The following is a 13846-nucleotide window of genomic DNA, read 5'->3' as shown; positions in this document are numbered from 1 at the left end:
TAACAAGGTTTTAAAAAACAGACCCATCAGATCCGAAGAGCTTAAGATTAATATCAGAATGAGTGGCCTTAAAATTGCTGACCACTTCTTTTATTTCATTAAGATCAGCTAAGTCGAAAGCTAGAGTTTTCACAATTCCACTGCTCGGCGCATCATTTACAAAGATTTCTCCTTGCTCATCTATTTCAAAATAAGAGTATTTGCCTGGCTTCATATAGGTAAGTGGCCTTGTGGAATAATCATTCCTTAGCAGAAACGATTCAATGATCTCTTGTTCACTAGAATCTACAGCTTGGTAGTAACCCCAAATAAAGCGACTCGGTATCTTATTAATATATGGTTGGTCTATAATAAGACCTTTCGCAGTGCTAAGATCGAGTTCGTAACCTTTATCAGAAACTTGAAGAATACCATTTTGATTCACCTGTTCTTGAACTTGAATCCCAAGATCATAGGTGTTGTTATTAACATGAAAGGTAGCTGTACCTTGAGGGTAACTTGTTTCATCATTACAATCAGGTGGTGTAATGATATCTTGTATTATAATACTTAGATTGTTATTAGATATATTCTGCACAAGCCCCAGTTCTGAATCTTGACATTTAAACTGGTCGAGTAAAGTTATATTAATGGCTAATGACCTTTGAGTAGGTTCAAGTATTTCAACCATCTCTATTTCAAATTCATTATCTACATTAAGTACAAGCTCAGATCCAGGGTCTGAAAAGTACGAGCAACTTCCTACCAAAAACAATAAAGCTATAAAGCCAAATTTGAATTTCATTTCATTCTTTTTATCTACGTAAGTAACGCTGTGTAAATATATATGCTGCTTACAAATTAGAAGTTAAACATAATATTTATTTTTTGCTATTCCTAAGACATCTTAATGTCTTCTTTTATACTTCTTCAATACCTATGTTATTGACATATGTCAACAGAATTCAGCGATTATAAGTCAAAATCAGAACAAATATGTAATGCAATTTTGATGCCATTATATATTATAATTATAAAATATATATTTTTTTTATAATATATTCTATACTTATAGAGAATAAGTTTATATATTTGTAAAGAGTCTTATAAGACTTTAATCAAAACTGTTACACTGCGCCTATCACGAGAATATATAGAAACCTTCTGTATATAAGAAAACTATTGGTTTTAAAACAAACTCGATTTAAACAACGTAAATGAGACGAATTAATTTGTCCGGAGTGACTACCGGAAGGAATTCTCTGAAAATGCTATTGCTATCCCTAGCAATGATCTTTCAGTTCAATTTCTTAAACGCACAATGTGATCAGTTGCCTGGAACTATTACAGGTAATGTTCAAGATGAAGTATCTGGGAATGGAGTAGGTAATGTTTTGGTTAAAGCTTTTAATCAAAACGGAGAATTGGCTATTCAGGCAATGACTGACTTTTTTGGTAATTATGAACTTTCAGGTCTAGGAGATGGAGAAAACTTCAGACTTGAATTTGTTTATGGTAGCAATTATGGGCCCGCCATTCATAATGAAAAAAATAAAACAGACATACAGTTTGTAACAGTGCCAGCTTGTGGTGCTGATTTTGCTGTTTTAAATCCTGATGAATATTGTGCTGAAAATGCGCAAGTAGCTTTAACATGTTTTGTTAGAGGCGCTGATGGTGAAAACGATGAATTAGAAACAATTGTCTATACAGATTTTGATTTTGGTCTTGATAGCAAGGTTCAGAAATATTCTAATAAGGCAATGACTGGTTCTGTTTGGGGGCTTACTTATAAGAAATCAAGTAGAACATTATTTTCAGCTGCATTTATAAAGCAATATGCTGGCCTGACTGCAAATGGACATGGTGCAATTTTCGCATCAAATATTAAAACAGGTGAAACTTACTTACACACTAGACTGGATGAACTAGGTCAAGACATCGGAACGATCTTACCGGATCACAATGATGCAGCCTATGGAGCTCAAGCAGGAAAGATCGGATTAGGTGGTTTAGAAATTTCTGAAGATGAAGAAACACTATATGTTATTAATATATATAATAACACGTTAGTTAGTTTGTCTTCTTCGAATCCAACCGCAGAAACAACAACTGCATTTAGCATTCCAGACCCAGGGTGTGTAAATGGAGATACTTATAAAGCATTTGCGATTACTAGAAGTGGAGATAAGCTTTATGTTGGTGTTACTTGTACTTCTTTAGAGTCAGGTGAAGCTGGCGAATTATCTGTAACCGTTTTTGAGTTTGATATAGCGACAGAAACATTCTCTCCTATATTCTCTACAGACTACCCTAAAGGTTACTGGAAAGATTTACCTGCTAATTCACGTAAGACACAAGCATGGCTTACAGATCTTGGAATTACTGATGAAGGAAATATGATTCTTTCATTATCTGATCGTATCGCTCATAGATATGCTGATCCAATAACGAATGGAAGATTAGATGATCAACACCCAGACATTCTATTAGCTTATAATGATAATGGAGTTTGGAAATTAGAAGATAACGCAGTTGCTGGTTCATTGATCGGTAGTCATCCGAATGTTGATGAAGGCCCAGGAGGTGGAGAGTTTTTTGGTTACGATTACTGGATCTCTGGTCCTGATTATCACTCAGAAATTGCAACTGGAAGTATTTTAGTTCTTCCAGGAACAGGATCAGTTGTGGCAACCGTATTCGACCCTGATTTCGATTCTTATACTGGTGGATTACACAAGTACAGCACATCTAATGGTGATAAATTAGGTGTCGGTATTATATACGAGCATACGAATGATCCTCAATTTGGAAAAGCTTCTGGATTAGGTGATATCGTTGCAATTTGTGGTATTCTTCCACAAGAAATCGGAAACCTTTTATGGATAGATGAAAATAATAATGGCGTACAAGATGCAGGTGAACCTGTTCTTTCTAATATCGCTTTAAGCTTATATGATGCTGACTGTAACTTAGTTGGTACTACACAAACGGATGATAAAGGAAACTACTACTTTAATGATTCGAATGTTGACTTGAATCAAGACGGACTTTTCGACGGGTTAGACTTGAATGCAGACTACTATGTTGTTGTAAGCGATGATGCTTATGATGCGACTACAGGTATTTTAACTGTAGATGGAAATGCTGTATTTGTTACAAAACAAGGATTGGGCTTCGGTTCTAATCCTGAAAGAAATGATAGTGATGCTAAGATCGGATCTGATCTTTGTGATGCTATTAATGGTAAACCTTACGCTAAGGTTCAGACTGGAAGTTCAGGACAAACAGATCATAGTTTTGACCTAGGATTTAGCCCAGAAGGTGACTTTGACTTGGCTTTGAAAAAAGAATTAGTTGGAGATTATGGTGTTCAATATGGTGATACTGTAATATTTAAGATAACAGTTATTAACCAAGGTGGGGTAACAGCAGATGAAGTTGTAGTCAATGATTACTTAGCTTCTGGTTACACTTTCGATGAGAATGCAAACGCAGGATGGAAAGATAATGATGGAATTCTTCAAACCTTAATTGGAGCACCATTATTACCTGGTGCAGAAGTAGAATTGTTTATTAAGCTAGTTGTTAAAGAAGGTGCTAAAGCAAACGATTTAGTTAATTATGCTGAAATAAGCATCGCGTTAGATGCGAGTGGAAATCCACTAGTTGATATAGATTCTACTCCAGATGATATCGTAGATAACGATAACGGTGGTATTTTATATCAAGCGACAGATAATGAAGTGAATGATGATGGTACGATTGATGAAGATGATCATGATCCAGCTGGTGTAAGAATTTTTGACTTAGCATTAAGAAAGGTTCTTAAGAATCCAGAAGAAGAAGTTGTTGCAAACTCAGCAGTTGATTTTTCTATCACAGTATATAATCAAGGTTCATTAACTGCTCAGTCAGTGACCATTTCTGATTATATTCCACAACCATTATTCTTTAATCCTGATATCAATGACGGATGGGAATTATTAGATGATTCAACAATAGTATATACTATAGACCAAGAAATTGTTCCATCTTCAAGCCATACGGTTGATTTAACTTTAGAAGTTGGGTCACTTTCACCTAATACGGCGATCATTAATTACTCTGAAATCAGAAGTGCGATTGATGAATTTGGAAATGAAGGAACAGATGTAGATTCACAAGCGGATGGAATAAGAGATAATGATAACGGAGGAAGTCCATATGATGCTACAGATAATGAAATAGATGATCATGGTGATATCGATGAAGATGATCACGATCCAGCAATTATTAACACTACTTTGTTTGACTTAGCATTAAGGAAAACAACGGTTTCTGGTTCAGTTAAAGCAGGAGAGAATGTTGAGTTTAATATCACTGTAATTAATCAAGGAGAACTTGCTGCTAAAACGATAGGAATCGTGGATTATATTCCAGAAGGATTATCATTGAATGATGATAACTGGAATTTGGTTGATCCGACGATGGCAAAATTATTGTTTGTAGTAGAAGGTGGATTACAACCTGGAGACAGTATTGTGAAATCTATTACACTTACAGTTGATCCAAGCTTTAATGCTGGGACGCTTATTAATTTTGCAGAAATAGACTTAGCATATGGAATGAATGATCAAGATCTTAGTAATAAAGATATTGATTCACGTCCAGATGATTTAAGAACTAATGATATAGGTGGATTACCATTTGGACCTACCGATAACCAAGTGAATGATCCAGGATTCGAAGATGAAGATGATCACGATCCAGCATATGTATATGTATTCGCAAGTTTAGTTAATGAATCATGCATATGTCTTGAAAATGCTTCTACTACTGAAGCAGGTCAATTTGGAGAAATCATAGAAATAATAGCACCTTCTGGTTTAGAATGGTATATCCATGAAGCAGATGGTTTATATGATGCTGCTGTAAGCCCAGCACTTGCACCAGTAAGTTCAGATTTCGCTACAGGAGCTCAGTATCCATTGACTAATTTCACTACTGGACCTGGCGGATATATGTTACTAGAATATCCTATCGGTGCAACTGGAAACAGTGCATATTATATAACAGGTGTTAGAGTAGATGGAGAAGAGTATAGCGTGGTTGTTAGAAATAACATAGGCGATCAAGATATTATTACGGGAGGAGCATGTAATTATGAAACTAATGCATTCACAGCACCTGCTGGTGTATGTGCAGGATCTATTGAAACTTTCTGCGTAGAAGGTTTTGATGCTGCAGACATGAATGTGTGGAGTGTAGTTGGTGATGCAACGATCGTAGGAGCAGACAATGAAGCTTGTGTTCAAGTTGAATTTGGCGCGACAGTAGGTGATGAAGTAAATATTGTATTTACAAGTGGATCAACTGAAGCTTGTTACGCTCCAGCAATGGAAACGGTAACAATAGGAGCTAGTGCAGGATTTTTATCTTGTTTAGGTAATGTTAATATTTCATTGAATGATGACTGTGAATTAGGATTAACTCCTTCTTCATTATTGACAATTCCAGTTACTCCAGATGCAGTATATTCAATAATCTATTCAACTGCAGAAGGATTTATGTTACCAGAAAATCCTGATTGGTCTAAATATTTAGGAAGAGAGATCATGGCGAAGGTGATGGATAACTGTAGTGGTAATTCATGTTGGTCATTCATTACTATAGAAGATAAGCAAGCACCAGAAATTGAGTGTTTCGATCTTACAGTTTCATGTATAGAAATGATGGATTATAATGGTCCATTTGTATTGGATAATTGTTTTGGTGAAGGAACTTTAATTCCTACGACTAAAACTAATACAGCATTAGAATGTGATCCTGACTTCACGTTTAGATTAACACGTGGATTCAAAGCACAAGATGATTTAGGAAATACTTCTAACGAGTGTATCCAGACGATCATGGTAGAAAGACCAGACTTAGATGCTATCGTAGCTCCAGCTAATAGAACGATAGAAGAGAGCAGTGCTTTATCTTGTGTAAGTTTTGATACTATAGCAGGTGGTGTTCCTGACCCAGCAGTATATGGAGTTCCTACTTTAGAAGGAATACCATTGTATCCTGGAGCTGGACAGTTCTGTAACTTAGGTGTGAATTTCAAAGATACTGTATTCCCACAGAATGGATGTGTTAAGAAAATAATGAGACAATGGTTTATTTTCGAATGGCATTGTGAATTCGGAAGACTTGATACGATCACGCAAATATTCAATATTGCGGATATGTCTCCTCCATCGATTACTTGTTTAGGTGACATGAAAGTAAGTTCTAATGGATCTACTTGCGAAGGTGATATATTATTACCAGCTGCTTTAGTTTCTGATGATTGTTCTTCTTCACCTAGAGTTGATATAGCTTATCCAGGAGGATTCCTTGAGAATTCAAATGGTGGACTTATTCAATTGCCAATAGGTATTCATGAAGTAACATATACTGTATATGATGATTGCTTAAATTCTTCTAGCTGTAGTATTATGGTAGAAGTAGAAGACAGAACTGCTCCTATTGCAGTATGTCATCAGAATACAGTTTTAAGTGTTAGAACTGATGGAACTACTTATGCATTAGCAAGTGTGTTCGATGATGGAAGTTATGATGATTGTGGTTTCGATAGAATAGAAGTGAGAAGAATGGATGCAGGCATGGCTTGTGATTCTGTTCAGAATGAAGCATTCAGCGATAGAGTTGAATTCTGTTGTGCAGATGTTGGAGTTGAAACAGTTGTTATCATGAGAGTATATGATGTGGAAGGAAATGCTAACCAATGTATGGTGAATGTTCAGATCCAAGACAAAAATCCACCATCATTAATTCCACCGGCAAACATCACAGTTGATTGCCAAGAAGTAATTGAATTAGATGATTTATCTGGTTTCGGTGTTGCAACTGCAACTGATAATTGTATGAATCCAATTATTTCTGAGCAAGTTATTTCTGGATTAAATGAATGTAGAACTGGAGTGATAGAAAGAAGATTTACTGCAACTGACGGAAACGGAACAGCGATTGCTTCTCAGTTCATTACAGTAATTACTGAAGATACATTTGACCTAGATAATATCACATGGCCATTAAATTATACAACAACAGCAGCTTGTGATCCTGGATCATTAAAGCCTGATAATTTACCTGCTGAAAATGGATTCCCAATTTTGGATGAAGGATTCTGCAGCCAAGTAGCTATTACTTATTCTGATAAAGTATTTAATATCTTAAATTCAGAAACTGCTTGTCAGAAAATAATAAGATCATGGATCGTTGAAGATTTCTGTCAACCAATAGAAGAGAATAAATTTGCATCTTGGAGATATGATCAAGCGATTACGATTTCTAATGATGTTGCACCTGTGATTACTTCATCTTGTGAAGATGTTACGGTTTGTTCAACCAATGAAGATTGTGCTACTGGCCCGATTACTCTTACTGCTGGAGCGTCTGATGACTGTACTCCTGGAGGTATGATGAGATATAGCTATTATGTAGACTTCGGAGACGATGGAGGAGAATTTGATGTAGAGGATTTCGGTAGCGGTGATACTGTTACAGTTATGGGTGAATACCCAATCGGAACGCATAGTATTTTATTTGTATTCGAAGATTTATGCGGAAATTCAGCTACTTGTAGACAAACATTTACAATCGAAAATTGTCACAAACCTTCTGTAGTATGTCATGATGGAATTAGTGTTGCATTAAATCCAATGGATACTGACAATGATGGTGAGCTTGATGATGAAATGGCTATCGTTAAAGCTAGATTATTTGATGCAAGTAGTTTCCACCCTTGTGGAGATGATTTGTTATTTAGTTTTACTGAAAATCCTGCGGACAGCTGTAAGACATTCAGCTGTGATGATATTGGATTAAACGATGTAACGATATATGGAATAACTGAATCTGGACAAACTAGCTTCTGTGTAACAACACTAGATGTTCAGGATAATAATGATGTTGATCTTTGTAGAGGTGTTGAAGAATGTATTGTAATGCCTACGGATATTACAATCACAGAATGTGTGGCTGATTTCTCTCCAGAAGTTATAGGAGGAGGGCCGACGATCGATCCTGATTGCATTTGTACAAATACAACCATTGAATATGTAGATAGAGATTCTACAGATTTAACTAATACTTGTACGATCATTATTAGAGATTGGACAGTTACATTTAATTGTGGTTTCCCTAAATCGTTTGCAAGTAAGCAGGTGATTACGAAATATAATGATCGTGCACCTATTTTGGACTGTCCTGAAAATATTACCGTTTCATCTGATGATGCGTGTAATGGAACAGTTATCGTAGGTATACCGGAAGTACTGAGTGATTGTACAACAGACTTTACCATTACGAACGACTCTGAATATGCAGACTCTAATACAGGAGCAGCTTCAGGAATGTATCCTGTAGGTATCGATACGGTAACGTATACGGTAACGGATATCTGTGGAAATGTTGCTACATGTGACGTAATCATTACAGTTACAGATAGTGCAGATCCGATTTGTGATGTGAATGACATTACTATTGCTATTACAGATGAATTCGTTGACGTAACGGTTAGTGCAGAAGATATTGATAATGGAAGTTTTGATGAATGTGGTTTAGTTGTGGACAAAGTATTAGTACCAACTGTATTCGGTTGCGCTGATGCTGGAGTTGTTCAAGATGTAACATTGACCATTACAGATGATAGTGGAAATTCTACTGAATGTTTCGCACAAGTAACAGTTGTAGATAGTGTAGCACCAGTTTGCTTAACTAAAACAACAACTGTTAATTTATTCGACGATGCTTCAGTAACGATTCCTCCTACAATACTTAATGATGGAAGTTACGATCCTTGTGGAGAGTTAGTAGATATCCAAGTGATGGGAAGTGTAGATTGTAGCATGGTAGGTCAAGACACTGTAATCCTTGCATTAGTGGATGATAGTGGAAATAGAACAGAGTGTAAAGTAGGAATAACAGTTCGTGATTTAGGAACTCCTGAATGTCGTTTAATTCCAATTACTGTTCAGTTGGATGGTTCAGATCAAGCAACCATAACTGGAGCAGACATTGACAATGGAAGTAATGATGTATGTTCGGGCTTAGATACTTTAATCCTTGACAAAACGACATTTAATTGTGATGATATAGGAGATGTAACGGTGAATGTAATGGCAGTAGACAGTGCTGGAAATTCAACAAATTGTTCTACAGTAGTTACTGTGACAGCTAATCCAACATTAATGTGTATTGCTGAAGATATCACGGTTTACCTTGGAACAGATGGAGAAGCAAATATTACTGCTGAAGACATCGATGGTGGTAGCGGAATTCCATGTGCTGAGGATGCTGAGTTATCTATAGATAGAACGACCTTCTTCTGTAATGATGTTGCACTTCCTAGAGAAGTTACACTGACTATTACAAGTGTATTAGGGGATACTAGTTGTACTGCAATGGTAATGGTACTTGATACTATTCCTCCGATTGTTAACTGTCCTGCAGATCTTACGGTAGATTGTCAAGATTTATCAGATGATTTATCTGTATATGGTACGGTTAATACTAATGGTAGTAACTGTGTTGTACTTGCTGAAGATATTACAGTGACTCCTGAGTTTAACTTGAATGAATGTGGATTAGGAACTGTAAATAGAGTTTTCGTAGCAGTGGGTATTAATGGAAACAGCAATACTTGTACACAAATCATAACGGTGGAAAATGCGGATGCTTTCGATGAGGATAATATTACATGGCCTACATCGCCACTAGCGATTAACCAATGTACTAGCATTCACCCAGATTCAATAGATAGTAGACCTATTATCAATGTTGATTCTGAAACATGTACTAACATCGGAATGGATTATGTAGATGTTAATTTGACAATGAATACGAATTGTGAAGATACGATCAGAAGAACATGGACAGTAGTTGATTCTTGTCCTTCTCCGTTTAATGTTTTCACGTTCGACCAGATGATTCTGATTTCAGATGAGATGGCACCAGTAATCACAACTGTTGACACAGTATTCCTTTGTGATACATTAGTAAATTATACATTCGAAGTTGAAGACTGTAATGAAACTACAGTAACATACTTCTCTTCAGTTGGCGCTGGAGACGGTACGACTGTAACTGGTGATTTCGAAGAAGGGAATACTACTGTTTATTTAGATGCAATGGATAGATGTGGAAATAATTCTACGGATTCTGTTGTAATTAATATTGTTCTAGATACAGTACCACCTGTTATAGTATGTATCAATAGAAATATTGTAATAGAGGAAGATGGATCGACTCAAGTGTTACCATCTGATTCACAATGGTTCTTTAGAGTAAATGATAACACAACGGATTCTTCGAATTTAATGTATTCATTTGATCCTAATTTTGACATGACCAATGACACCTTAGCATTTACTTGTGATAGTGTGATTGTGAAATCGCATGTGATTGATATCTATGTTAAAGACAAAGGAGGAAACGTATCTACATGTGCAGCGACTTATGTGACTACAGATCCGAATGGAGTATGTGTAGATGGATTAGCCACGATACAAGGTTTGATCTCTACAGAGAACAAAATTGAAATTCCTGAAGTGGAAGTTCACTTGATCAATGGTGATACTTATGAAATGACGAATGATGGTGGTTTCTACAACTTCCCTCAGATGACTTCAGGAAATGTATATGAATTGAAACCAGAAAAAGATACTGACCACATGGCTGGTGTTACTTCACTGGATTTAGTATTGATTCAGAGACACATTCTTGGAACTCAGAAGATTTCTTCTACTTACCAATTAATTGCAGCAGATATTAACAAATCTGGAGTAATTACAGGAAAGGATTTACTAGATCTGAAAAAGAACATCTTGAATATCACTAATAAATTCCCTAACAATAAGAGTTGGAGATTTGTAGATGAAGATTATCAATTTGTTGATGCTCAGAATCCATTTAATGAATTATTCCCTGAATCTTACATGATTTATGATATGGCTGGTCCAGTTTATAAAAACTTCGTAGGAATTAAAGTAGGTGATGTAAATGGTTCTGTTCAACTTGGTGGAAAAGGAAATGTAGTAACAAGATCTACTCCGATTGCATTATCACTTGATGATGAGATCCTTAGTGCTAAAGACGTCGTAATGGTTCCAGTAACTGTTAACAGACAGATTTCATTGGCAGGATATCAGTTGAGCTTTGCGCTAGAAAGTGGACTTGATCTTATGGACATTGAATCTGATTACTTTGATATCAATGGTAGTGACTATTCAGTTACTCAGTATGGAACTCAGAAATTAGTTACAATGGTCGTAGTTCCTCAGGAAGACATCGCGATCGAAGAAGGATCTGAATTACTTAGATTGAAACTTAAAGCGAATGCTAGAGTACAATTAGCTGAAGCAATAAGTATGAATGAAGCATTCAGTAATGAGTGGTATGATGCTGGATTAAATACGAGTGATATCGATCTAAGATTCAATGAAGAAGATTTTGCAGATGCAAATGTTCTACTTCAGAATACACCGAATCCTTGGAAAGACAAGACACTTATTTCGTTCACACTTGGAAGTGATCAACAAGCAACCATTAATGTTTACAATGTTACAGGTGCATTAATCACAAGTATTTCTGACAATTTCAAAGCTGGAAATAATCAAGTAGAGTTCAAGGCGAACAAATTCAACGAAAGTGGTGTTTATTACTACGAATTAGTGACAGATCAGACTAGGATCTCAAAACGAATGATTTTGATCAAATAAAATCAATTAATAATATATAAATGGTCTGATTATTAGTTTAGTCAGGCCATTTTTTTTAATAGCAATTTGCTGTACAATAGAAGAGAATAATTACTTTTGTGAAAAATTAAAACAACTTAAATATTATGAAGAGAATTTTCAATTTAACGTTACTACTTTGCGCATTGAGCGCTTCTACTTTGATGGGACAGATTAAGACTCCATCGGCAAGTACTGCAGCTTCGATAACTCAAGAATTTGGATTAGGTGAGATCAGTATCGAGTATGCAAGACCAAGTAAAAAAGGTAGAGATATTTTTGGAACAAATGCACTAGTGCCATATGATAAATTATGGAGAACAGGTGCTAATCAAGCAACTAAAGTTACTTTTTCTGACGATGTGAAAGTTGAAGGCGTAGCTTTGAAAGCTGGATCTTATGCAGTTTTAACTAAGCCAGGAAAATCTTCTTGGGGTGTAAATTTTTATAGCTATGAAAGTGGAAACTGGGGCAGTTACGTAGAGAAAGATGCTACAGCTTCTATCATGGTAAAACCTGCAAAATTACAGATGGCTTTTGAAACATTTACAATTATGATTGGAAATGTAACAAGTAATAGCGCTGTTATCGGATTAATGTGGGACGATACTTATGTGCCAATTAATGTTACTACTGAAGTTGATACTAAAGTAATGGCTGCCATTGAAAAGACATTAAGTGGACCTACAGCTAATGATTACTATAATGCAGGTGTTTACTACTTAAATGCAGATAAAGATTTAAACAAAGCATTAGAATATGTTCAGAAAGCAACAAAAGGTGACAACCCTATGTTCTGGCAATTAAGACAAGAGTCTTTGATTCTTGCTAAATTAGGAAGATATAAAGAAGCTGCTAATGTAGCTGAAAAGTCTTTAAAATTAGCTGAGAAAGCTGGTAATGATGACTATGTTAAGATGAATAAAGATTCTATTAAAATGTGGTCTAAGAAATAATCCACTTTTAAGACTTAAGAATAATCGGACCCTATTTGCAAGAATAGGGTCTTTTTTTTGGTCAATGTGATTTCGTTTAATGTTGCAATTTATTTCTCAATAATTATAGCTTCATTTAATAATTCCGTTCTAGTGTTAATCGCAGAAGTAACATAATCCGTCATGATTGCATCAACGCCTTTTAGCATAAAGTATTTTAACTCTTCTTCTTTAGATTCAAATCCCTTCACTCCTAAAGCAGCCATTGATTTATAATCACCTTGAAAGTTAGGATCTCGGAAAGTATACAAATGGATAGGAATGCCCATTTCACGTGCAATTTGTATAAAGGCTACCTTTTTATTTTCTAAAATATACTTAGATGGCACCTTCCATACATGCAGCATCTGTAAGTTTCTATTTAAGATTTGTTTCTTTAAGTATTTCTTAGCCTTTCTGCTCTTTGTAAATTTTGATATTTCTGAAATATTATCAAAAGCCAATTGAGTTTTAGGGATTTTATTCAATTTTGGGTTAACTGCAATCACATCCATCATTTCATAGTCGAAAGATTGAATCCAAACATTGACATCAGTCAGCAATTCTCTTTTTTCTAATGCTGCGGTCACTTGGGCAGATATTTTATTTAGAGAAGTGGTGTGCATATGGTTCTTCTTAGTTTTTATTTCAATGTATATTTTTAAGTCCTCTCTGGTTTTAGCCGCTCTATTAGTTAATAATAGATCTATGGATTCACCGAGGGTAGGCATTCTATACTCGTCTGATAAGGTCTTGTAATCATATCGATCGCCACCTGGTTCCGGATATGTAATTTTTAAGGTTTGGAGCTCTGCTTGTGTGTAATTTATTACATCATAACCACGACCTGGAAACATTTCATCTAATTGCTCCTTGCCTAACAGTCGCTTCAAGTCGAAATCATGACCTACGATCAGTTTCCCATCTTTAGTCGGTATTACATCTAATTCGAATCCATCCGCACCTAGATCTAAAGCTTTCTGAAAACCCCAAAGTGTATTTTCACCGCCATATCCCGGTGCTCCTCTGTGGCCAATGATATTGCAATAGTTGATCAGTTCAACAGCCCGCTGAGCTGAAATTGTCATTGTTGTCATAAGTAATAAAATCAGTGTTTTCATAGCT

The 13846-nt window shown here is 35.7% G+C and carries 4 protein-coding genes; 2 read left to right on the top strand and 2 right to left on the bottom strand.

Going from position 1 to position 13846, the window contains the following annotated elements; translation table 11 throughout:
- Positions 1-10 precede the first annotated feature (10 nt).
- Entirely contained in the window at positions 11-784 is a 774-nt protein-coding gene (locus L2586_RS09230; RefSeq protein ID WP_235292596.1) for a hypothetical protein, read from the bottom strand.
- Between the two features lie 412 nt (positions 785-1196).
- Between L2586_RS09230 and L2586_RS09225 the strand changes: the two genes are divergently transcribed.
- Positions 1197-11729: an SdrD B-like domain-containing protein gene (locus tag L2586_RS09225; protein ID WP_235292595.1), complete on the top strand. Its 10533-nt coding sequence runs from the start codon at positions 1197-1199 to the stop codon at positions 11727-11729.
- A 125-nt stretch (positions 11730-11854) separates the two neighbouring features.
- The gene (locus L2586_RS09220; protein WP_235292594.1) at positions 11855-12703 is read left to right on the top strand and encodes a DUF2911 domain-containing protein; all 849 of its coding nucleotides are present in this window, start codon (positions 11855-11857) and stop codon (positions 12701-12703) included.
- A gap of 89 nt (positions 12704-12792) precedes the next feature.
- On the opposite strand, the gene L2586_RS09215 is transcribed toward L2586_RS09220, so the two are convergent.
- The gene (locus L2586_RS09215; RefSeq protein WP_235292593.1) at positions 12793-13842 is read right to left on the bottom strand and encodes a glycerophosphodiester phosphodiesterase; all 1050 of its coding nucleotides are present in this window, start codon (positions 13840-13842) and stop codon (positions 12793-12795) included.
- Positions 13843-13846: the final 4 nt, after the last annotated feature.

The organism is Portibacter lacus, from assembly GCF_021533215.1.
GTDB lineage: Bacteria > Bacteroidota > Bacteroidia > Chitinophagales > Saprospiraceae > Portibacter > Portibacter lacus.
The sequence above is the reverse complement of the archived record's forward strand: the minus strand, read 5'-3'. Positions and strand labels throughout refer to the sequence as shown.